Origin of the sequence: Cognatazoarcus halotolerans (genome assembly GCF_009800965.1) — a bacterium.
In the GTDB taxonomy this organism is placed as follows: Bacteria; Pseudomonadota; Gammaproteobacteria; order Burkholderiales; family Rhodocyclaceae; genus Cognatazoarcus; species Cognatazoarcus halotolerans.
In genome coordinates this window covers 49,787-76,628 of the sequence record NZ_WUAF01000009.1, presented here as the reverse complement: position 1 = coordinate 76,628, position 26,842 = coordinate 49,787, and the positions used below count along the sequence as shown (strand labels likewise).

Annotated in this window: 2 protein-coding genes; both read left to right on the top strand. The window is 66.6% G+C overall.

The window, feature by feature from the left end; genetic code table 11:
- Positions 1 to 59 precede the first annotated feature (59 nt).
- Entirely contained in the window at positions 60 to 25,940 is a 25,881-nt protein-coding gene (locus GQB03_RS12840; RefSeq protein ID WP_159689827.1) for an LEPR-XLL domain-containing protein, read from the top strand.
- Positions 25,941 to 26,010: 70 nt separating this feature from the next.
- On the top strand, positions 26,011 to 26,799 hold the full coding sequence (locus tag GQB03_RS12835; protein ID WP_159689824.1) for a SapC family protein: 789 nt from the start codon (positions 26,011 to 26,013) through the stop codon (positions 26,797 to 26,799).
- Positions 26,800 to 26,842: the final 43 nt, after the last annotated feature.

Genomic DNA, 26,842 nt, shown 5'->3' with positions numbered 1-26,842 from the left:
CCCGTCGTTCTGACGGAGCTGGTCTCCGGGAACTCCCGGTCCCGGAAAGGAGATAAAAAATGTCCATCAATCCCGGCAAGGCGGTCGAGCAGGGTTCCCGGTCATTTCGCGTGGGGCGGCTCTGGCACAGCGTCCAGGGTGCCCTGCGGGCGCTGCGAAGCGCGCCGGCGCCACGCAAGGCGCGCTGTTCGCTGCAGCTGGAGTCGATGGAGCCGAGGTTGCTGCTGTCGGCCGATCCGGTAGTCAATCTGACGAACGCCAACGACGTCGTGACGATTGCCCAGCAGGCGAACCTGGCGGTCGATGGCAAGGCGGTGATCGATGTCACCGTGGCGGGCGTGACCACCACCTACGGCGATGCGAATACCGGGATCGACTCGCTCACCATCCACGGCCTGGGCGGAGCGGACAGCTTCGAACTCGCGTCATCATTCACTGTCAGCGTGACGATCGATGCGGACGGTGCCGACGATACCCTGAAGGGCATGGATGGCGACGTCGAATGGGTCATCGGCGGGGCAGGGTCGGGTTTCGTGCGGGGCGGGGCGATCTTCTCGGGAATCGAGATCCTGCAAGGCGGCACCGGCAACGACATCTTTGCCTTCGATACTGCAGGTTCGATATCGGGCGGGGTGTTCGGCGGTGATGGCGACGATACGGTGATCGCGCCGGCGCTGGACAACACCTGGTCGATCAATGCGGATGGCGGCGGGACACTCGGTAGCCAGCAATTCAGCGGGATCGAGAACCTCGTGGGCGGAACCGAGAGCGACCACTTCACGTTCCTCGCCGGGGGCGCGATCAGCGGCTTGATCGAAGGCGGCGCGGCAAAGGATGCCGGCGTGACGCAGCCGGTCGACTGGGTCGATCTGCAGTCGCTGAGCGGCGCCATCACCTTGAGCCTGGCGGATGAAACGGTCGATGTGGGCGGTACCGCGGTGCTCGCGGCCTTCTCGGGCATCGACAGGTTCAGCGGCGGCAGTGGCGGCGACACCATCGTGGGGAGCGACGACGGCACGCTCGAATGGACCATCACCGGCGCGAATGCGGGCACCGTCGGCGAGCTCGCCTTCGAGGGCTTCGAGAACCTGACTGGCCAGGACTATTCCACCAGCGATTCCTTCACCTTCGAGGCTGGCGGCAGCCTCAGCGGCACGGTCACCGGGGGCCTCGGCACCAGCGACAGCATCCGCGTATCCGACGGCGCCGGCGGCTACACCGCCTTCAACCCGACCGGAATCGATGCCGCCGGCACGTTGAACCTGCACGGCAAGACGATCCACTACGCGGGCATCGATCACGTCGATCTGATCAGCGGCGGCGCCGATCTGAAGATCAAGGGTTCGATCTTCGACGACACCATCATCCTCGAGGACGATGCGATCGCCAACGATGGCCGGATGCAGGTGCGCTTCAACGGCATCGGCTTCTTCGATGGCGTCAATACCGTGAGCTCGCTGGCCTTCGACGTGCCGGCCGATTCGCTGACCATCGAGGGCCTGCTCGGTACCGACACCATCGAGATCAAGTCACTCGATTCGCTGTTCGCCGCCGACCTCGTCATCTTCGGCAATGCGGCGGATTCGCTGGGCATCTCGATCGATGACCCCTTCGTCGACACCGTCAAGTTCACCGGCAGCATCGCGACCCACGGCGGTGGCATCGAGGCCTATGCCGAGAAGGTCTCGGTCAGCGCCAATGTCACCCTGGATGCCTGGGAGGGGCATGACGTCCAGACCGGCAAGGGCACCGGCGATGTGGGCGATATCGTGTTCCGTTCGCGCAGCATCACCACCTCCGACCTCGAGAACCTGTCGCCGATCTTCGGTTCGGACCGCAAGGTCTCGATCGACATCGGCAGTGGTGCCACGCTCGACGGCGGCGGGATCTACCTCATCACCCAGGCGGAAGACCGCAACCTCTCCACCTTGCTCGGCGCGAGCAACGCAGTCTCGAACTTCGTCGTCCAGCCCCTGCAGGATTACCTCACCAGCATCCTCGCACTGCCGGTGAAGGTGCTGGTGCGCAACTCCACCGCGACGGTCAACATCGGCGCGGATGCGACCATCCACGGCAGCGACACGGTGGGCATCTACGCGGCGGCCGTGGCGGATGCTTCGGGCGTGGCGAAGGGCAGCATCTTCAGCGTGGGCTACGCCCGCTCCGTGGCCACCGCTACGGTGGACGTGAAGACGGGTGTGTCCATCACCAGCGACAGCGCGGCGGTGGTCATCACCAGCGGTGCCGAAGCAAGCTCCAGCCTGAGCGCGAGCACTTCGCGCGAGCTCGATGGGGCGCCCAACCCGGGCAGCAAGCAGATCGCCATCGCCCTGGCGGTGACCGACGCCAATGTCACGTCCACGGTGACCCTTGCTGCAGGTTCCAAGGTGGATGCGGCGAAGACCGCCAACATCATCGCCAATGGCGATGTGTCGTCCGAGGCAGAGGCCGAGGGCGGGATGTTCGCCGATGGCGCGGCAGCGCTGGCCTTCGGTATCGAGGTTTCCAATGCCACCGTGCATGCGACGGTAAATGGTTCGGTGCAGGCCGACCTCGCGGACGGCTCGATGGTGAAGATCGAGATCGACCCCACGGTCACCAATGAAAACGATATCGGCTATGTGGATTACGACAAGAACATGATCCACGTGGGGCCGCACGCCCTGGTGGACGAGGACGTCGTCCACTACACCAACCGCTACGGCAACAGCATCGGCGACAACAATCCGCTCGGAAACAACACGCTTGTGGACGGCAAGGACTACTACGTCATCACGCTCGAGGACGATCCCGATACCGCCCGCGACGAATCCGAGTGGATCATGCTCGCTTCGACCGAGCGCCAGGCCATCGAGGCCAGCTACGCGGAAACCATCGCCGAAAAGAGCGGTATCGTCATCGACCTCAAGCCGGGTTCCGGTGCGGTTGCGATCGCGGTCAACGAGCGCAAGTTCGTGGGCAGCGACGTGGACAGCAGCGCGGATACCCTGAGCCTGCGCGACGCGGCCAACTCGCCCAGCAACATCAACAAGTTCGAGCTCGGCCAGGCCGTGGTCTATCACGCCAACGGCGGTGTCATCCAGGGGCTCGACGACGGCGCCACCTACTACGTGGTGGCGAGCACCAACGAAAAGAACCTGCAGGGCGACACCCGCTACGGCGACGGGCAGGTGATCCAGCTCGCGGAGTCCGAGAACGAGGCGCGCGGCGGCGTGTATATCGACATCGGGCCGGTCACCAAGACGGGGAGCGGTTTCACCCTCGCGGCCAAGCACGTGCTCGATTCGGGCTTCTCCACCGGTATCGGCGTGGTCGCCGAGCTCAACGCCGAGGACAAGGCCAGCGCCAGTGGCGGACTCAAGAGCGAGAGCCAGACGCCGGACGACGAGAAGAGCAAGTGGGACCGCTACAAGGACGGCTACGACAAGGTGATGGACTTCAACATCGCCGATACGCTGTTCCAGGGCTTCATGAAGAAGCACTACGGCGACAACCAGACGAGCGACAATACCAAGCCCGCGAAATTCGCCATCGCCGGTTCGCTGGCGGTGGCGGTTGGCACCCACACGTCCACCGCCGAGGTGGGCTCGACCGCGGTCCTCAAATCCAACGAAGATCTCGAGGTCAAGGGCACCATCGCAGAAGCCTACCAGCTCGGCGCCGACAGCAATGCCGAGCCCCAGGCCGATGCCAACGGCAACAACGCCCAGAGCAGCGCCGACACCATGGCCAGCGTCGCGGTAACCGTGGCGGTGCTCAACAATACCGCCAGCGCGACGGTCCATTCCGACCTCAGCGACCCGGCCCATCCCAAGTTCGCGACCCTCGACGCGCTGCGTGCGACGCGGGTGATTTCCGACGTCTCCTATCCCTACCTGGTGCGTCCGGACACCTATTTCCCGACCACCCTCGGCGAATTCAGCGACAGCGTCAGCACCAACGGCTACGGTGCGGTCACCCAGTACATGGGCAACGTGTTCAAGGGTGAGCTCGATCCGACCCTGGGTCTCAAGTCCTGGTTCAACACCTGGACCACCGCCACCGCCAAGGCCGAGAAGCTCGGCATCGCGGGCGCCTTCAACATCATGGTGTTCAACAACACCTCCAAGGCCACCGTGGAGTCCAAGGTCGCGATCAACCAGGACCTCGACTGGCGCAATGATGCGCTCAACGACCACGCCAACCAGGACAACTCCAATGCGGTGGACGGGCCCGATACCGACGGTCTCATGAACGAACAGGTGGTCTCGATCGAGGCCACCAACTACGCCCAGACCATCAACATGACCGGCAACGTGCAGCTGCCGACCTTCGAGCTTGGCGATCTCTCGGACGGGACCGCCAAGAAGGAATGGCTGGACAAGCTGAACATCCTGCCTACCGGGTCGGGCAGCGCCAAGGGCGGCATGGGCGGCGCGGTGATGGTGAGCATCCTCACCAATACCACCAAGGCGGTCGTGGCCGACGACGCCAAGATCTACAGCGGCGCCGACGGCGGCTTCAACATGAAGGCCGAAGAGGCCAACTTTACCATCAACATGACCCAGGGCGGCGCGGCCGGCGGCGCCACCTCGGTGGCCGGCTCGGTGGCCTATGTGCAGCAGACCAGCCATACGCTCGCCAACCTCGGCGCGGCGGCGATGGTCACCGGCCGGGATGCGCGCATCTACGCGGGCGACCTGGTGACCGGGGCGAACTGGGTCGGTGGCGTGGCGATCGGCAAGAACACCGGCGTCGGCGTGGCGATCTCGATCAGCAATCTCAACCGCGAGACCCACGCGATCATCGGCAATCCGGATCTCACGCAGGCCGTGGGCACCTCGGTGGATACCCATGCCACCATCGACGTGGCCGATACGGTTAACCTGCGCGCCGCGGTGGACGGCGAACTGTGGACCTTTGCCGTTGCCGGCGCGGCAACCACCGGCGAGTCGAGCACGCCTGGCGGTGGCGGCGGAGGCGGTGACGACAATCCCCAGGCGGGCGTCGTCTCGTCCTTCGGCAGCCTGGACAAGGATCTCGACAAGGGCAAGGTCGACGACAAGGTGGGCAACTCCACGCCTTCCATGCTCAACGGCGACGTGGCCCCCGAAACCGGCGGCAAGCCCAAGAGCGGCCTCGCCATTGCCGGCGCGGTGTCGGTCAATGTGGTGCAGGACAGCACCGTCGCGGCAATCCGCGATGCGGGCCAGATCAAGGCGGGCGGCGCGCTGGGCGTGATCGCCCAGAACGACGTGCAGATCCTGGCAATCACCGGCGCGGCTGCCTTCGTGAACGCCACCTCCAACCAGGGCGGGACGGGCGTGGGCGGTGCGGTGAGCGTGAACTACCTGGGTCTGGATACGCTCGCCTATGCGGTGGTGTCCGATCTGGATGCGGCCAGCATCTCCATCGATGCGACCCGCAAGGGTGACCTCATCAGCGTGGCGGTCGCCGCGGCGGTGGTGGCCGGTGGCAAGGGCACCAGCTTCGGCGGTTCGGTGTCGGTGAACATCCTCGACAACGAGACCAAGGCCTATATCGACCTCGGCACCCTCGCGAGCGACGGCGCGATCACGGTCGCCGCGCTGGATACCTCGAGCATCATCTCCGGCGGAGGTGGTTTCGGGATCGGCGGCGAGCGCGGCTTCGGCTTCGCCATCGGCGTGAACGTGATCACCGGCACCACGCTGGGCTCGATCAATCGCGCGTCGATCGACGCCGGCGGCGCGGTGGAAGTGACCGCCAAGAACGACAACACCCTGCGCTCGGTGGGCATCTCCGCCGGCGCAGGCAAGGATGTCGGCATCGCCTTCACGATGGGCATCAACATCATCACCAACACCATCCGTGCCGAGATCGCGTCGACCGTGTCGACCCGGGCCGGCTCGGTCAAGGTGGCGGCCGAAGACGACTCGACCCTCCAGGCCATCGCGGGCTCGCTCGGCATCGGGCTGAATACCGCGGGCTTCGGCGGCGCGGTGGGCTTCAACCTGGTCAAGAACAGCATTACCGCGGCGGTCGAAAGCTCTACCCTCAAGGGTATCGCGGGCACGGTCGTGGTGAGCGCGAAATCGACCGAATCGGACTCGCTGATCGACGGCAAGATCCTTGCCCTCGCGGTCGGCGCGGCCGGCTCCAAGGGCACTGCGGTCGGTGGCGGGCTGGCGATCAACGGCATCACGAATACCGTCGATGCCCATGTGAAATCTTCGACCATCGAGAACAAGCGCGACATCACGGTGGAGGCGATCGATGCTTCCAGCATCAAGTCGCTCACCGGCGGGGCGGCCCTGTCCGTTGGCGGAAACGCGGCGGTGGGCATTGCCCTGTCGGCGAACTTCATCGCCAATACGGTCACTGCCAAGGTGGACGGTTCGACCCTCAACAACCAGGCCAACGACAGTACCGGCAGCGTCATCGTTCATGCGGACGAGACCGGCTCGATCGATTCCCTGGCGATCGGCCTGGGGCTCGGCGGCAAGGTTTCGGTGGCCGGCTCGGTGACGGTGAATGTCATCGTCGATACGGTGGAGGCTGCGGTGATCGGCGCTTCCGCGGTGAAGACCGCGGGCAACATGCGCACCTACGCGCGCAACATGGCGCATGCGGGAACGGTCGCCGGGCAGGTGGCGATCGGCGGAACCGCAGGTGTCGGCGCGGCCATCACCAACGTTGACATCATCAACCGTACCAAGGCGTGGATCGGCGGCAGCGCGACCATCGACGCCGACGCCCGGGTCCCGAGTTTCAAGGACACCTCCGGCAGGCAGGTGAAAGGGGTCTCGGTCGAGGCCGATTCACCCAAGGATGTGGTGATCATCGCCGTTGGCGCAGCCGGAGGCGGAACCGCGGGCATCGCCGGTTCCTTCTCGGTTACCGTGATCGACGACGTAACCGAAGCCTATATCGCCGACCGGACGAGCTCGGCGACCGCCGGCAGCATCGACTCGGCAGCCGATATCAACGTGGTGGCGAAGGGCGATTTCGCCGTCATCGGAACCGCGGGCGCGCTGGCGATCGGAGGTACCGCCGGGGTGGGCCTCGGCGCGGATGTCGGTGTGGTCACCACCAAGACGCATGCCTACGTGGGGGATCGCGCCAATCTGGTGGCCGGCAATTCGGTCATCGTCCAGGCCCTCGGTCGGGAGGACATCCTCTCCCTCTCCATCGTCGGCGCGGTCGGTGTCAGCGCGGCCGGCGTGGCGGTGACGGCGGGCGTGTCGGTGATGAACGTGGAGACCACCGCGCACATCGGCGTCTCCGCCAGTGTGAAGGCCGATTCCAACGTGGTTCTGCAGGCTTTCGACACGACCGGCTCCAACGTGATCTCGGGCAACATCGCGATCGGCGGGGCCGCGGCGGTCGGCGTCGGGGCGGGCGTGTCGGTGCTCAACAAGACCACCGAGAGTTGGATCGCGCAGGACGCCCAGGTGACCGCGCTGGCAAAGAGCGGCACCGGGTTCAATGCCTACACGGGCGGCTTCCAGGCCGGAACGACGGTGAACCGCTCGCAGAGCAACAGTGACACGAAGGACTTCACCACCAGCGCGGCGAATACGACGAACGACCGCATCACGCTGGCCAACCACGGCCTCTCGGAAGGCCAGGTGGTGCTGTACACCGCCGACGGGGTGCCCATCGGCGGCCTCACCAGCGGTTCGCGCTACGTGGTGCACAAGATCGACGGCAACACCATCCAGTTGCTGCGCCACGAGGGCGACAGCGCACCGGTGGACCTGTATGGAAGCTCGTCGCCGTCAACCGCCGTCCACCATCTCCAGACGGTGGTCGGCGTGGGCGTTCCGGACGTCGATAACGATCAGTTCGACGACAACGACATCAAGAGCCGCTCGGGAACGGACCCGGTTACCGCATCGCGGCGCGGCGTCGTCGTGACCGCCACCAGCCTCAACGATTTCGCCGTGGCCGGCGCGTCGGCGGGCGGTTCGGGGGTGATCGCGGTAAACGTGGCCGGCGGTGTCGCGGTTCATACCATCAATACCAAGGCCCACATCGACAGCGGCGCCGACATCAACAAGGACAACACCGGCGCGGGCAGTGCGCAGGGCGTCTACGTGAACGCGGGACGCAGCTACGAGGTGATCTCGGTGGGCGTGGGTGCCGCCATCAGCGGCAGCGGTTCGGGTGCGGTCGGTGTGACCGTGCCGGTGCTGCTCGGCGCAACCCAGTCGTGGATCGGCAATTCCACCGGTTTCGGCACCGATTCCCACACCTCGTCCACCTTCGCCACGGAAGTGAACGCGAGCCGCGACGTGGAGGTGACGGCCACCGCCCAGGAGCAGTTCGTGAGCGTGGCGGCCGGTATCGCGGGCAGCGGGTTGGTCGGCGTGGCGGGTTCCGCGGCGGTGCTGGTGATGAACGTGAACACCCTGGCGGCCATCAGCGGCAACGTGAGCGTGCACGCGGGCGGCAATGTCCGCGTCGAGGCGCTGGACGATACCAAGAGCTGGGTCATCGCCGGTGCGGTGGGCATCGGCATCGGTGGCGGCGGCGGTGCTGGTGCGGTGGCGGTCACCTCGATCACCAAGACCACCAATGCGGTGATTGGCGGCGGCGCGGTGGTGGACGCGGAGGCCAACGGTCCGGTCCTGATGGCGACGGTGGACGGTGAAACCAATTCCGACGGCACCTTCAAGCCGGCTTCGGCGGAAGGTGTCCTCGTGCAGGGGCAGAGCACCGAGAAGGTCTTCGCCCTGGGCGCCAGCGGTGCGGGCGGGCTGTTCGCGGGCATTGCCGGCGCGGTGTCGGTGGAAGTCGTGAATTCGGATACATTCGCCCAGATCCTGGGCGGTGCCGAGATCAACCGGCGCTATCCGGGCGCGTCCACGTCCGGACAGGACGTGAACGTCATCGCCACCAACGTGCTCGAAGTGCTGTCCATCGATGGCGCGGTCGGCGGCGGTGCAGTGGGTGCGGGCGCGAGTGTGGACGTGGGGGTATTCCGCAACGATACGCGTGCGCTGATCGGCGGGACCGGCACCAAGGTCAGCGCCAGCGGCGACGTGAACGTGGATGCGCTGGTACGGCGCGACCTCAAGAGCAACACCATTTCGGTGGGCGCCGGCGTTCTCGGCCTGGCGGGCAGCATCAGCGTTTATTCGGTGGGCGGCGATTTCACCTCGACTTACACCGCTGACGACAGCGACAAGAATTCGAAGGACAGCGATCCGCTCAAAGGCCAGAATGACGACGACGTCATCTCGTCGGTGGAGGGGACGCTTGCAGGCATGATGTCGGGGATGAGCGGCGAGGACGGCCAGACCGCCTTCGGCTCCGGCGCGGTGAACACCTCGGCCGACACCTTGGATGTGAACACCAAGTACTCCGACGGCAGCTACAAGCTGAAAACCGGCGATCTGGTGATCTACCGCAATGTCGGTGGCGGCAGCAACGTGGGCGGCCTGAGCAGCGGCACCACCTACATCGTCGATCGCCAGTCGGACGGCAAGATCAAGCTCAAGACCACCGGCGGCATTCCGGTGAACCTCACCTCGACCGGTGCCGCGAGCGGGCACCAGCTGATCTTCGAAGCCGATACCTTCCAGGCTTCGGCGGTGGATGCCGCCGATGACACCCTCGACATCAACCCGGACCTGGGAGAGGGCGCGCGGGCGCTCCATAGCGGCCAGTATGTGATCTATCGCAATGTCGGCACGGGGAGCGACATCGGTGGCCTCGTCGAAGGCAAGACCTACATGGTGTCGGTGGTATCGGACGCCGATGGTAAGGACACCAGCAAGATTCGGCTGATCGACACCGAAACCGGCGAAGCCGCGGATCTCACCACCGGCGACCCGCTCAACCCCCCAACCGGCGGCCATCAGCTGCTCTCCAAGAATCTTGCCGTGGCCGACTCGGGGCGCGCTTCGGTCGGCGGCAGTTCGGTGGCCGGCACGGTCAGTGGGGCCACCGAGGCGAGCAGCGGTGTTTCCAGCGGCACGACGGCCGCCATCGACACCGGCGCCACGGTCCAGGCAAGCAATGTGGCGCTGAATGCCCGCAACTACACCCGCCTGAGCACCCTCACGGGCGGAGCGGGCGTGGGCGCGGCGGCGGGCATCGGGCTGGGTATCGCGGTCGTCACCATCGACTCCGACGTCAGCGCCTTCGCGGCCCAGGGGACCACCATCGACGGCATCGATGCGGATGCCGATGGTCACGGGGATGGCGATCTCAAGATCGTCGCCGCGCTCGACTCCGAATCGAAGACCCTCGGTTTCGCCGGTGCGGCCGGTGGCTTCATCGGCCTGGGCTCCGCCGTTTCGGTGGTGACCGATACGAGCGACGTGCGTGCCCTGCTGGGCGCCCGGGTCAATGGCAGCGGGGCGGTCGAGCAAGGCACGAGCGGCAGCTACGCGCATGTCGGCGACAGTGTCGGCTTTGCCAATGTCACCGTCAGCGCAGAATCGGTGCGGACGCTCCGTGTGGCGACGGGAGCCGGCGGCATTTCGCTCGGCGCGGGCCTCGGCATCGCGGTGACCGTGGCCAAGATCAGCGGTGCGACCGATGCCCTGATCGGCAATTACGCCTCGATCGGCACGGATGGGCACGAAGTCGGCAACGTGACCGTCGAGGCCAGCGGCGAGGCCTACGTGAAGCCCTACAAGGACGGCGATCCGATGGGGATCGCGCTGGCGGGCGGCTTCTTCGGCGGCGCGGCGGGCGTGACCGACGCGCGCATCGGCGGATCGGGCGCCAGCGGCGAAGTGGCGCTGCTCGGCGTCACTGCCTGGATCGGTGACGGCGCGACGGTGGATGCGACCGGCGACGTGGCGGTCACCGCCACCTCGACCTATTCCGCCACGGTCAGCGCGGATGGCGGCGCGATCGGGGCGATCGCGGTCGGGGCCATGGTGGCGCGCGGCGACATCGTCAGCACCACCGAGGCCAAGGTGAAGTCCAGCGCCAAGGTGAACGGGCGCAGCCTGCGCGTGGCCGCCGACAATACCAGCGACACCAAGGTCAGCACGGTGTCCGCCGCGGGCGGCATCGGCGCCGGCACCGGTACCCGCTCGGTGACCTACGTGACGCCGAAGGTCTATGCCTCGATCGACGGCGACGCCACGGTGACCACGACCGGCAACACCGATACCGGCGACGTGGAGGTCACCGCGACCTCGATCCGCGCCAAGGGCAGCGCCACCGGCCGCGGTTTCACCATCGGCGGTGGCAGTGTCGGGGTGATGCTGAGCGAGGGCTATGTGACGCCCACCGCGCACGCCAGCATCGGTGACAACGCGGTCGTCACCGCCGGCGGCGACGTGACCGTGCAGGCGGACATCCTCGCCAAGACCACCGGCCTGCAGCTGGACGACTACTTCCAGCCGGCCGCCGACGTCAGCACCGGCAACGACACCATCCGCTTCGACGCCCACGGCCTGAGCGACGGCAGCATCGTCACCTACGATCCGAACGGCAACACTGCGATCACTACCGACGACCAGTCGAGTACCCATCCCGCACTTGAGACCGGGCGCGAATACAAGGTCCTCGTCGTCGATGACAACACCATCAAGCTCGGCGTGGCCTTCGATGCGGCGGCGGGCGACACAGGCAGTCTGTTCTCACCGGGAACCGGTGTGGACGCGACGCGTGACCGCATCCGTTTCGACGCGCCGCATTACCTCGAATCCGGCGATGCGGTGCGCTACACCCCGGTCGGAGGGAGCAGCCTCAACACCGCGTCGCTGGACACGACCCACACCTATTACGTGCGGGTGATCGACGAATTCACCATCAAGCTGTTCGCCAACCGCGCCGATGCCCTCGCGGACCCGACCACCGACCCGAGCAAGTCCTTCAATCCGGCCTCGTCGCCGAATGTCGTCACCGACGACAACTACATCCACCTGTCGGGCTTCGGCAATGGCGATGCGGTGACCTATTACGGTCCGAAGCCCTTCGTCTTCAACAGTCTGGTGGTCGATACGGTGTACGTGCAGGACACCGATTCCGGTACCGCCGGCAACCAGCCGGGACTGGTCAGCACCGCCAACGACTACATCCTGCTGGGCGGCGACACCAACGGCGACGGTCTCATCACCGCGGCGGACGCGGGCCACGGCCTGGTCACCGGCGACAAGCTCACCTACACCACGGACGGCACCGGCATCGCCCTCACCGGCGGCGGCAACCTGAGCAACAACGGCACCTACTACGCCTACTACGTCGACAAGAACTACATCCAGCTGCTGGATGCCTACTCGGCGCTCACAGTCACCTTCGACCGTATCGATCCGGCCAATGCGGGAGATCCCAACCCGGACGACCAGATCCGTCGCAGCGCCGGCAGCTGGACGACGGACGGCTTTGCCGCCGGCGACAAGATCATCATCACCGGCACCACCAGCAACAACACGACGCTGACCATCAAGTCCATCAGCGCCGATGGCAAGACCCTGTATTTCGCGGGCACTGTGCTCTCCGACGAGACCCACGCGGCCACCTTGCGGGGCGAGGCACTCAAGCTGTCACCGGACAAATCCGACGCCGGCCAGGCGGTCAACCACGCGCTGACGCGCCAGAGCCTTGGCGCACTGCAGGACGGCGTCACCTACTACGTCATCAACAGCGACGGCAGCAAGTTCCAGCTTGCCTCCACGGCCGCGAGTTCGACCGCCCTCAATGTGAGCGACACCGGCCGCACCGGCACCCACGCCTTCGGTAAGGCCGGCATCGAGCTCACGCCCAGCAGCGGCAAGCACCAGTTGCGCATCGACCTGCACACTGCGCCGAGCGGTGACCACCTGCTTCTCGGCCCGGGCGGCACCTCGCTGCGCACCCTCAACCCGCCACCGGGCGACGGCCTGTCCACGGTGCGCACCGAAGGCGGCTCGGTGGGCTTCCTGTTCACCGTGTCGGTGCCGACCGCCAAGCTCTACATCACCAACGACGCCCAGGCCTGGATCGCCGCGACGCTGGTCGACGCGGGTGGCGACATCGATGTGGCGACCCATTCGGTGAGCCGCGGCAACGGCTACATCAGCAACAACGGCGGCGGTGCGATCTCGGCGGCCCACGTGGAAGCGCGGGTCAACGTCACCAACACCAGCAACGCCTACCTCACCGACGACGGCGTAACGCTGCGGGCCGCCGGCAAGGTGTCGATCCGCTCCGATTCGTCGATGGACACCCATGTGTATGCGACCGCCAACGGTGGTGGTCTCGGTGCGGGTTCCAACGCGCGCGCCGACACCCGGGTCGACAGCGATGCCGGCAGCAACACCAGCGACACGGCCAAGGGCACCATGACCCGTCTCGGCGCGGGTGCCCGCATCGAGGCCGATACGGTCGAGCTCAACGCTCAGGTTTCGCATCTGTCTACTTACGCCCACAGTCATGCGCTGGCGGGTGGTTTCGTGGCGGTGGCGATCTCCCATGCCGACATCGACACCGACTCCACGGTGCGGACCCTCATCGACGACGGCGTGCGCGTGAAGAGCACCCGCGGCATGGACATCGGCGCCTTCCATCGCAACGCGAGCGCCGACCAGGATACCGACCCGGTGCCGATCGGCTTCATCCCGATCCCGATCTGGGATGGCGGCAACAGCACCACCTTCACCGATCTGGTGCAGGCCAAGGATGGCGCGCGCATCCAGACTGCGCCGCGCGCGAACGAGGACTCGCGCCTGCGCAAGCTCGATCACGCCAGCTACTCCGGGCTCAGCTTCGTACAGAACGGCGTGACCGCCTCGATGAGCCGCGCTTCGGGCAACTGGGCGCAGGAAGGCTACATCGTTGGCCAGCGCATCGTGATCTATCGCCTCGGCATTCCGCAGGTCGCCACGATCACCGGCATCTCGGCGGACGGCAAGACGCTCCAGTTCGCCGGCGCCGTGCTGCTGCCGGGTTCCAACGTGTCGGCCACCGTCTACACCGACGCCGATGCCTACCTGAGCAACGCGACCGAGACATACGACCACCTCGCCCTGCTGGCCCAGGCCGACGACGTGAGCGTCGCGAACGTCACCAGCCAGACCCGCAGCATCCGCTGGGACGCGGACGTGGAGATTTCCGCCGGCGCCAGTCCGGAGGTGCTGATCGACGAGAACGGCAACCTGGTCAAGTCCATCGGTGTGGATGTGGACATGAGCCAGGCCGGCAAGGCCATCGTTGACGACATCGGCGGTGGCGGCGGCGGCCAGGTGGTGTTCATCACCGCTGGTTCGATCGTCAACGACACGGCCGACACCGCCACCGACTTCAAGGCGCTGTTCACCTTCGCCGACGTCTATGGCGGCGTGAGCATCACCAACTACTCGTCGCGCGAACTGCAGGTCAACAACATCAACGTGGGCGGCGCGACCGCGCCCTTCGTCGACCTGCGCGGCGCTACGGTCGGCCTTACCTTCGACCTGCGGCGCACCGTGGTCCCGTCCGAGGTGACGATCCAGAACCTCAGCACCACCTATGCGCCCGACATCGTGCTCAACGGCACCATCGTGAACCCGATCGGCCAGACCATCGTGCGGGCGCTCGGCGGCGACATCGTTGCCGGCACCGACCGCGGCGTGTCGGCAACCGGCTACAAGGGGCTCTCGCGTACCACCCTGATCCAGACCCGTGACCTGACCCTCGACGCCTCCGCCGGCACGATCGGTTACAACGCCCAGAACGTACCCGCGACCCCCAACCACCTTGCGGTGGACATCGTGCAGAGTGCGCTGGTGGTGTTCGATGCCGATCACATGCTCGAGACTGGCGACACCGTCGTCTACCACGTGGGCGCGGGCGCCACCGCGCTCGGTGGGCTGGTGGATGGCCGCAGCTACAAGGTGATCCGCCTCGACGACCTGCGCATCCGCCTCGCCGAGGTCGCGACGCCGACGGTGCCGATCGCAATCAACCCGGCCAATCTGCAGACCGGCAGCCACACCATCAGCAAGGGGCTGACCAGCTTCGAGATCACCGACGGCATCCGTCTGGTGTCCACCTCGGGCGCTGACAATTACCTCGACATCATGGGCCGCCTGCGCGATCCGGCGGCCACCGATCGGCCGCACGTCTTCAACCTCGATCTGGTGCAGGCCGGCCTCACCGGCAATGGCAGCGTGAACGTGGTGCTCGAGTCGGCGGTGAGCGAGACCTCCACCGCGTTTGCCGCTGGCGTGCGGGTGCGCGCGTCCGCGGGTCCGGCGGTCGACGCCACCTACTACAACCGCTTCCGTCCAGAGAACCCGAGCGGGGCAACCCACGGCGCTGGCGTCGATGTCGGTTTCTACGGCGGCAGTGCGACCTCCATCAGCGCCACCTACAACTTCGTCAATCCGGCCGGCGACAGCGCCGGGCTGGTCGCCGACGGCAGTGGCGACATCATCGTTGCCACCCGCAACCACGCCGCCTCCGACCCGAGGGTGAACGTCACCGGCATCACCGAGATCCTCGGCAGCGGACACATCGACGTGCTCACCAACGGCTTCATCGTGCTCACCGAGCAGACCGGTGACATGCGCGTGGGCAACATCATGTCCACCGACGATGACGTGACCCTCACGTCGCCGGCCTCGATCATCGATGCGCTGCGCGACACTGACGCAGACGTGACCGGGGTGAACATCACCCTCACCGCCGCGGCCGGCATCGGCAGCACCGGCAACTTCCTCGAGATCGACCTGCTCGGCGCCACCTCCGGCGGCGTGCTCGAGGCCGACGCGCTGAACGGCATCTACATCGAGGAGACCTCGGGCAACCTGCGGGTGCACCATGTGTATTCGACCACCGGCGACGTGACCCTGACCACCCGCGCCGGCTCGATCGTCGACGCCCAGGACGACACCGACAGCGGCGGTGCCGCGCTGTTCTTCGATGCCGACGGGCGGGCGCGCGACGCGATCAACGTGCGTGGCATGAACATCGACCTCGACGCCAACGGCGGCAGCATCGGCGTGGTGGGCGACGACCTCGACATCGACAGCGGCGTGGTCAATGGCAGCCACACCGCCGGCCAGGGCCGGCTCTTTGCCGAGGCCTCGCAGAACATCTACCTCACTGAGGTGAATGGCGAACTCAACGTGCTGGCCGCCACCGCCCTGGGCGGCGCGCTGCGGCTGACGATTCCCGACACCAGCGCCATCGACACCGAGGACCTCAACCTGCTCGACATCGGCGCCGGCGCGACGGCGCGGGTCAGCGAGGATGGCGCGCGCAGCGTCACGGTGAGCGAGATCACCGCGCTTAGCACGGTGGCCCTGTGGGTTGGCGACAACGTCAAGACCTTCTCCGCCAACCGCATCCTCGCCGGCACCAGCATTACGCTGCGCGGCGACCAGCGCCGCGATGGCAAGACCGACAACGTGTCGAGCGACGAGGCCGACGCGGGACGCGGTACCCGCATGCTGCTCAAGGGCACCATCGGCAAGACTGGCGCACCTGCGGACATCACGGTCGCCAACAACACCGCCAAGACCTTCACCCGGATCTTCGGCCACGACGATGTCGATACCTTCCGCTTCGTGCAGACCGACCTCGACGCAAACACCAGCGTGTACGGAAGCGCCTTCGTCACCCCGGCGGGCGGCCTGCAGGCGGACGACGCCAACGACGGCGAAGACCGCTTCATCGTCGACCGGCTCGGCTCGATGCATGTCGGCCTCGACGGCAAGGGCGACACCCTCACCCTGGACGGCCAGTCGGACACCGATACCTACACCATCTACACCACCGGTAGCGAAGGCGCCGCCAACCACTACGTGATCAACGTGCTCGACACCGGCGCCAAGATCGACGGTGTGGACACCCTCGCGGTGTTCGGCGTCGACGACGACGCCCAGGGCAATGGCGGCGACGACATCTTCCTGCTGCGCCGGACGAGCTACATCCCGGACGAGGCCGCCGAGGCGTCCGCCTTCGTGGCGGTGCTGCATGGCGACCTCAACGATGCCCGTGCGGGACTCGGCAGCACGGTGCAGCGGATCAACTACGACGCCAACCTGAACGGCCGCCTGGAGGTCTATGGCCTGTCCGGCGATGACACCTTCGCGATGGACGACAACAGCGCGATCACCACGCTGGATGGCGGCAAGGGCAATGACACCTTCCAGATCGGGCAGCTCTACGGCAGCCAGCGCCAGCCGGCCAACGTCCAGGCGCCCGACGCCTTCGACACCATCGCCACGACGCGCGGTTACGTGAGCCGCGGCGCGACCATGGCGGTGGTGGCACAGGGCGGTGAAGGCAACGACGTGTTCACCGTGTACAGCAACAAGGCCGAGTTGCGCCTTGAAGGCGACGCGGGCGACGACCTGTTCGTGGTGCGTGCCTTCGCGCTCGCCAAGGTCGATGCCAACGGCAACATCCTCACCGATGCCAACGGCGTGGCGCAGCCGCTGCTCACCAGTGACGTGTCCACCCAGGGCCAGACCAAGGTCAAGACCGGCGAAGGCGAGGACACCGTCCAGTACAACATCAACGCGCCGGTGTCGGTGGACGGCGGCGCCGGCTTCGACAAGGTGGTGATCCTCGGCACCGAGTTCCCGGACAACTTCGTCATCACCAAGGACGGGGTCTACGGCGCGGGCATCAACGTGCGCTTCGAGAACGTGGAAGTGCTGGAGGTCGATGGCCTCGAGGGCGATGACAACTTCTACGTGCTGTCCACCCCGGTGGGCGTGATCACCCGGGTGATCGGCGGCCTCGGGAGCGACACCATCGACGTGGCCGGCGACGTGACCGAGCCGATCGTCATGCAGCAGCTCGAAGGTGCCTCCGGCAGTCTCTCCCACAGCATCACCGGCGGCGATGGCGGCGACTACAACGCCAACCTGCAGATCGACGGCATCGACCTCACCGTTGCCCAGGCGGTGCTGGGCGCCGTCGTCATCGACGAGAGCGGCGGCTCGACCGTGGTGGAAGAGGGCGCCACCAGCGATCCGCTGGCGGTGGACAGCTATACCGTCAAGCTCGCCGTGGCGCCGGCGGCTGGCACGACGGTGTATGTCACCGTGTCGGCCGCGCGCTCGCAGCGCGACGAGCAGGACGCCGGTGGCGACAGCCTGTGGCTGTCCAGCACCTACCCGTCGAGCTTCACCCACGACGTCACGGTGGACGGCGCGACCGGGCCGGTCGCCGACCGGGCGCTGGTGCTGGCCTTCGACGCCAGCAACTGGGATACCGCGCAGACCGTCTATGTGTATGGCGTCGATGACAATCTCGCCGAAGGCGAGCGCACCGTGGCGATCAGCCACAGCGTCTCGGCGGTGGTCGATGCGGCCGGTGACGCGGCTGCCCAGGCTGCCACGCTGGCGACCTTCGATCAGGCCAAAGTGCGCAATGTCGAGGTCACGGTGATCGACGACGACGCCGCAGGCCTCGTCATCACCGAGACCGGTGGCAATACCACCGTGCTCGAGGGCAGCCTCACCCCGGATGCCAACGGCTACACCCAGGGCATCGCCGACAGTTACAACGTCAAGCTTGCCAAGGCGCTCACCGGCGCCGAGACGGTGACCGTCTCCATCGCCTTCGACGCGAACCAGCTCGCCCTGTCGGGTTCGGGTGTAAGCGTGAGCGGGAATACCGCGACGATCACCTTCACGGCTGCCAACTGGAACACCGGGGTGAACATCGGGGTGCGCGCAGTGGACGACGCGATCCGCGAGGACGCCAAGTTCAGCTTCATGGACCTCTCTGCCAGCGGCTCGGGCTACGACGGGGTCACCAGCCAGCTCGCGGTCAAGGTCTACGACAACGACAACCCGGGCGTGATCATCCAGCAGAGCGACGGCGGTACCCACGTGGTGCTCGATGACCCGAACACCGTCGGCGACCAGTCGGTAAGCGACAGCTATACGGTGCGTCTCACCTCGGCTCCGATCGCCAACGTGACGATCACCATCGACACCGATGGCCAGACCACCACGGCGCCGACCACGCTCACCTTCACCACTGCCAACTGGTACATCCCGCAGACGGTGACGGTCAGCGCCAACTCCGCTTACGACCCCGACAGCAGCTCGATCGACACCACCACCCAGAAGATCTTCGCGCCGCGTCCGCACCTGCTCAGCGAGCTCGGCGGTCCGCTGTCGGTGGTCGGCGGTTCGCTCGGCGAGCGCAACCTGGTGCAGGCCGTCCTGCTGCCCGGCGAGAAGAACGCGCCGCTGCTCGAGATCGGTCCGCAGCCGGACGAGCGCGACCAGATCGACACGCTCAACATCTACGACGACAGCAGCCGCGAGGACAAGAGCGGGGTGCTCAGCGCAACCGGGCTGACCGGCTTCAACATGGCGCCGGGCATCAGCTTCGACCATACGGCGCATGGCGAGCCCTCCACCTTCCCGGGCGGCATCAGCTTCGGCGATGCGGCGACCGGCAAATCGAGCATCGAAGTGCTCAACTTCATGATGGGTCAGGGCAACGATTCCCTGCTCATCACCGGCACCCTGCAGGCTGCGGACGAAGGGACCGGCGTGAACAAGGGGCCGGCGCGCCACGGCACCATCACCATCGTGCATGGTGGCGGCAACCTGCCGGTCTCGGCGACCGACGCCACCATCGGCGGCGACCACATCACCGTCACCGGCGGTGGTGGCGCCAATTCGCCGCTGGTGATCTACGGCGACACCTCGCAGGACGGCCTCTGGTACAGCGGCGATCCGAACAAGTCCTACAGCATCGAGCCGGGCGTGAGCCCGCGCGCGGACGAGCTGCGCACCGGGCCGAAGCTCTTTGACCAGGTGGGCACGGCGGACGATGACTTCCGCTTCCCGCGGGCCAATCCCTTCGACCACGCCGGTAACGACGTGATCGACGCCTCGGCGCTGTTCGTCGGTGCCGATCCGAATACCACGGTGCTGGGCATCGCGATCTACGGCGGTGGCGGCAATGACACCATCTACGGCACCCAGGCAGCCGATCATCTGGCCGGCGGTTCGGGCGACGACACCATCTATGCCGGCGGCGGCCTGGACCTGGTGTATGGCGATTCGGGCTTCAACGTCGATCCGATCACCCGTACCCTGGTGATGGTCACCCATGACCTCGGCTACGGCAGCCTCGCATTCGGGCCGGTCCGCGACCAGCTCGTCGCCGGCAAGGACAAGCTCTACGGCGGCACCGGCAACGACGTGATCTTCGGCGACCACGGCGTGGTGCAGCAGATCGTGCCGCGCGGCACCATCCACGAGGACTACGCCGCGGCGGCCGGGCGCTCGGCCTTCTTCAACGCCTTCAGCGCCACCGCCAGTGACAAGCTGCTCACCACCGGCTTCATCGAGGAGATCTACAGCGCCGAGCCCGGCAATGGCGCGAACGATACCATCGAGGGCAACGCGGGCCTCGACCGCATCCTCGGCGGCAACGGTTCGGACACCATCAGCGGTGGCGCGGATGCGGACGTGATCTTCGGTGACCAGGGACGGCTGAGCTACATCGCGGCCGACTACTTCGGCCACCCCGACAGCGACCTGACGACACTCGATCTGGTCGAGAGCATCGACACCGGCGCGGCCTACGGCGCGGCCGACACGATCACCGACGACGCCTCGGACGACATCATCTTCGGCGGCCAGGGTGGCGACATCATCGACGCGGGCGCCGGTCAGAACATCGTCTTCGGCGACCATGGCCGCATCCTCGGCGTCGATGCCGGCGTCAATGCGCCGGTCGGCAGCGCCAAGAGCGACGACGACTACCAGGTGCAGGTGCTCGGCCTGGTCACCTCGATCGCCACCGGCAGCACCAACGGCGCGGCCAATGAAGAGGGCAACGGCAACGACACGATCACCACCGGCATCGGCCGCGACATGATCTTCGGCGGTGGCGGCGACGACATCATCAACGCCTTCGCCAGCAGCGGCGGCACTGCCGTGGGCGATGGCAACAACATCGTGTTCGGCGACCACGGCTTGGTGGACTACCTGGCCGAGGAGATCCTGCAGGCCGAGCCGCTGGTGAATCCGGCGCGCACCGACGACATCGACCGGATCTGGTCGATCGCCACCGCGATGGGCGGCAAGGACACCATCGACACCGGCGACCGCAACGACATCGTGCTGGGCGGCCAGGACGAGGACGTGATACGCACCGGCCAGGGTTCGAACATCGCGCTGGGCGACAGCGGCAAGCTCACCTCGGCGGAGTTCGATGTCGCCCCGTCGCTGATGGTCTTCTCGGTGCATGAATTCATCGTCTGCGAGATCGAGACCATCGGCTTCGAGGACGGCGGGCGCGACTTCATCACCGGCAGCGACCTCAACGACGTGATCTTCGGCGGCGCGGGCGGCGACGTGATCTACGCCGGCGACGGGGACGACCTGGTGTTCGGTGACCAGGGCCGCATCGAGTGCAAGAACGGTGTGCCCTTCATCCCCGAGATCAGCCTGCGGCCGGTGTGCTGGGACCTCGAGAACCAGGACGGCTCCGCGCACGCCAACCAGGGCTTCCTGCTGTTCGAGGCGCTCAACGTCGACAAGAGCACCGGCGCCGGTGACGACCTGGTGTTCGGCCAGGGTGGCGACGACCTGATCATGGGCCAGCAGGGCGATGACGTGCTCTACGGCGGTGATGGCGACGACGTGCTGATCGGCGGCAGTAACGTGGCTGGCGTGACGGACGACCAGGGCGTGTTCCATTACGCCCTGGATGGCGACGACCGCATCGACGGCGGCGCCGGGGTGGACGCGATCGCCGGCGACAACGCCGAGATCTGCTATCGGCCAGACGATATCGATGTGCGTTTCCGGACGCTCTCGGGCACGCAGATCTACTATGTGCCGGGGGTGCCGAATTCGCCCAGCGCAGCTTCGATCAGCGATCGCCAGTTCGACGCGATCGACAGCTTCGCCACCGCGACCTGGCGCGCTGATCCGCGCCACCACACCCAGTTCCACATCATGCTGCTTGACCACAGCGACGACATCGAGCTGAACCACCCGGAGTCCTACGGCAACGACTATATCGCCGGCGGCGCGGGCGAGGACGAGATCTTCGGCCAGCTCGGCGACGACGTGATCCAGGGCGACGGCACGATCGGACTGGGTGCCAGCCTGCCGGCGCGTCTCTCCTATGCCGACAACCTGGCAGCGGCCCAGTTGAGCGTCACGCGCAGCGACGGCAGCAAGCTTGCCGTCACCGATTTCACCGCCTACGACGCCTGGCGCAACACGGTGGCCAGCGGCATCGGCGACCTGAATGTGGCGGCCAGCTTCGAAGGCCTCGGCGACGCCGACGACTACATCGAGGGCAATGGCGGCAGGGACGTGATCTTCGGCAACCTCGGCCAGGACGACATCCTCGGCGGCAGCTCCGACCTGTTCGGCTTCACCACCGCCGAAATGCGTCCGGACGGTGCCGACCTGATCTTCGGCGGTGCCGGCACCGACATCTCGCGCAACAACTACGGCGACGCCACGGTCGACGCAAACGGCGTGGTGACGGTCAAGCCCGACGGCCACGCCCTGGATGCGGACACCATCGTCGGCGACAACGGCCGCATCCTGCGCCTGGTCGGCGTCAATGGCACGGTACGCGGCACCGGCGACTATGCGCCGACGGCGGCCAACGGATTCGTGGCGAGCACCGGCGGCCTGCTCAACTACGCCTACGACACCGAGGCGATCGGCTCCGGCGCCGGCTACCACCACATCGTGGTGCGCGCGGTGGAACAGCTCGACTACACCCCGGGCGGCATCCTCTACGACGCCGCGGCTGCGTCCGACCGAGGGGGCAGTGACGAGATCCACGGCGAGTCGGGAGACGACTTCATCTACGGCCAGCTCGGCCACGACATCATCTTCGGCGAGGGCCAGGACGACGACATCATCGGCGGCACCGGCAACGACTGGATCTCGGGCGGCACCGGCAACGACGGGGTGATCGGCGACGACGGCCGCATCATGACCAGCCGCAACTCGACCATCGGCGAAGCGCTCAACGGCGTGGCCGGCCTTAAGGACAAGGATACCGACCTCAAGAACGCCAACGGCGACGTGCTCGACGAATTCATCAAGACGCCGGGCTCGATCCAGCAGGCCACCATCAACATCTCCGGCCAGCTCAAGAAGTCGGTGAACATCACACCCTTCAGCGTCGACCCGGACTGGGCGGGGCAATACGACGAGTTCGTCACCTCGGGACCGAAGCAGAACGATCCCTTCGAGTTCTTCAACAACGGCCACTACTCCAACGACATCATCTTCGGCGGTCTCGGCAGCGACTGGCTGCATGGCGGCTCGGGGGATGACGCGATCCTCGGCGGCGAGGCGCTCAGCGGGGAAGGGCTCGACAAAGCCTGGACCCAGGTGTCGAAGGCCGACGGCAGCCTTGCCGGCATCGAGCGCAGCGACTACGCGCGACCGTTCAACCCGGGCGATGCGTTGCGCTTCAACCCGGACGACGTGGATGGCTGGCACTACGACCGCCTGCGCCGGGCGGGCGAGTTCGCGCTCTACGACGAGTACGATCCGCTGCGCAAGATCCTGCTCAATGCGGACGGCTCGCTCAACAAGGATGGCACCGGCCTGCAGTGGTTCCTCAACTTCAGCACCCACGAAGGGGTGTATGTGCAGGCGGGCACCATCGATAAGGCTACCGGGCAGACGCCGGACAGCTACCCCGAGGCCTGGAACGACGGCGACGACCGCATCTTCGGCGACCTCGGCAACGACTGGCTCGTCGGCGGCACCGGGCGCGACGACATCTACGGCGGTTTCGGCAACGACCTGCTCAATGCCGACGACAACCAGGACACCAATGGTGGCGCCAACAACGCCCCCGACACCCAGCCCAGCTACGAGGACCGGGCCTACGGCGGGGCTGGCCGCGACATCCTGATCGGCAACACCGGCGGCGACCGGCTGATCGACTGGGTGGGCGAATTCAACAGCTACCTGGTGCCCTTCGCGCCCTTCGGCATGGCCACCGTGAGCCGCACGCTGCAGCCGCAGCTGGCGGAGTTCCTGTATGCCTTGTCCGGCTCCGACGGCGCCGACCCGACCCGCGCGGCCGATCTCAGCTGGACCGAGGCCGCGCGCAATGGCGAGCCGGCCGGCGAGCTCGGCGTGATCCGCCAGAAGGACTACGCCTGGCACGACCAGACCGGCGCGCCGACCGATCCGCAGGCGGGCAACATCCCCGGCGGCAAGCGCGACGTGCTCAGGAGCGCCACCTTCAACAGCGGCGCACCCGAGGCGCTGGCGGCGGACAGCGGCAGCTGGTCGGCGGTGAATGGCACCATGCAGGTGGCGGCGAGCTCGCTGCACGGTGACGCGGTGGCGGTGTACCAGGTAGGTGATGCGTTGCCGGGCTACTACGAGGTGCAGGCCACCATCCAGGGCTTCAAGCCCACCTCGGGTTGGAAGGCCAACAGCTACATCATCTTCGACTACCAGGGCGAGACCAACTTCAAGTTCGCCGGCCTCGACATTTCCAACAGCAAGCTGGTGATGGGCCATCGCAACGCCACCGGCTGGATCGTCGACGAGCAGGCCTCGGTGAAGGGCGGGCTGAAGGCCGACACCTGGTACAACATGCTGCTGGCGGTCAATGGCCTCACCGCCACCCTCGTCATCGACAATGCCAACGTGTTCAGCCACACCTACGCACCGACGGTGGTGGATGGCTGGAACTACGGGCTCAACTGGGGCCTGGTGGGCTTCGGCTCGGACAACGCGCGCGGCGCGATCGACAACATCGCTGTGCAGGTGCTTCCGCCCGCGGTGACGCTGAATACCCGGGAGGACTTCGGGGATGCCACCAACATTCTCTTCGCGGGTGGCGCGGATGTCTCGGGCGGCAGCTTCGCGCAGAGCGCGGGCCGCTATGTGGCAAGCCCGGCAGCGGGGCAGACCGCGTTGAGCCTTGCCAATCTGCAGGGGCTTACCCAGCTTGCCCCGGCTTCCGTTCTCGACCTGTCGGCGACCTTCAGCACGACGACCCAGGCGGGTTTCGTGTTCGACCTGTACAGCCCCACCGACTACAAGTTCGTGATGCTCGACGTGGCCAACAAGCAGGTCGTGATCGGCCACCGCCAGGGCAACAGCTGGACGGCCGACGCGACGGTGGCGAAGTCGCTCGTGGCGGGCACCGACTACCTGCTCGACGTGAAGTTGCGCGGCGCCACCGTGAGCGTCAGCGTAGGCGGCCAGGTAACCGCAGGATTCGCCTACAACGGCATCACCATCGACGGTCGCTTCGGACTCTTTGCGAAGGGGGCGGCGGCTTCCTTCGATTCGGTCGGATTCAAGACCAACGATCCGTCCTTCGCGCCCGACACGGTGATCACCAGCACGCTGATGGCAGCCGAGGCGGCCGGCAGCGGCCATCTCGCGGCAAGCCAGTCGCTCACCGACGCACGGCTCGCGCCGCTGGTCGATGAGGCAATCCGGCGCTGGTCGCTGGTCGAGGACGCGGCCTTCGTCGAGGCGCTGCGGCAGGTCGATATCCAGGTCGTCGATCTGGAAGGCCTGGAGCTGGGGGCCTATCGCGACGGCGTGGTGTACATCGACGCGGATGCCGCCGGCTATGGCTGGTTCGTCGATGGCACGCCGCGGGACGACCGCGAGTTCGGCTTGCTGCGCGGCCCCGCCGCAGGGCGCATGGATCTGCTCTCGGTGCTGGCCCACGAATTGGGCCACGCGGGCGGGCTGGACCATGCCGGCGACGGTGTGATGCAGGCGACGCTTGCCGCGGGGACACGCAGCGTCGCCCCCGCGGAGCCACCGCGGGGCCAGCATGAAACCCTGCTGCCGACCTTTACCGTACCGTCCGGTGGCGCAACAAGCGCTGCCGCACCGGTGATCGACTGGCAGGCGGTATTCACTCCGGGTGAGCGCCCTCTGGCAGGCGCAAAAGCACCGGTGGACTGGCTCGGCGATTTCGTCAATCATGGCGCGCAGAGCCAGCAGGAACGCAATCCGAACGCCGATCTGCGCGTGCTGATCCCCGTGACGACACGCACCTCGCCGCAGCTGGAGACGCAGGCGATGGCCGATCGATGACCCTTGATGCCAGTCACTGGAGGCTGCCTCCGGCAGCCCCAGCCTTACCCCCGATGGAGGAGAGTTGCGCATGACCCAGTTGCTGATCTACGAAACCGCGGTGCCCGTCTCCAAGGCCCGTCACGCCGACTGCTCGGTCAATACCGGCAGCGGCTACGCCTTCAGCCGCAAGGTGAATTCGGTGCCGCTGATGGCGGTCGAGTTTCCCGCGGCGGCACCCGAGTACGCAATCGTCTTTGCCGGCAAGGACGGGGTGATCATGCCCTCGGTGATTCTCGGCATGCGCGGCAACGAAAATGCCTACCTCGACTCCGACGACGGCTGGAAGGCCACCTACCTGCCGGCCTTCGTGCGCCGCTATCCCTTTGTTTTCTCGGCGAGCGACGACGGCAAGACCTTCACCCTGTGCGTCGACGAGGCCTTTGCCGGCTTCAATCGCGAAGGCCGCGGCCAGGCACTCTTCGGCGAGGACGGAAAACCGACCGAGTACGTCGATAACGTGCTCAAGTTCCTGCAGGAGTACCAGGCCCAGTTCCAGCGCACCCAGGCCTTCTGCGAGCGTCTCAAGGAGCTCGACCTGTTCGAGCCGATGCAGGCCACCATGGCCCTGCCCTCGGGCGAGCGGCTTTCGCTGACCGGTTTCATGGCGATCGATCGCAAGAAGCTCAAGGCCTTGTCGGGCGATGCCCTCGAGAAGCTGGCAAGCACCGACGAACTTGAGCTGATCTATCTGCATCTGCAATCGATGCGCAATTTCAACCTGATGCGCGACCGGATCGCGGCGACGACCGAGACGCCGCAGGCCGCGGCCGAGGACGCGGCAGCCGGAGCCCAGGCCGAGGCGGTTGCCGATGCTTGAGGCACGCGTCTTTGCGTAGTCCTTCCGCCAAGTCCGTGTTCAG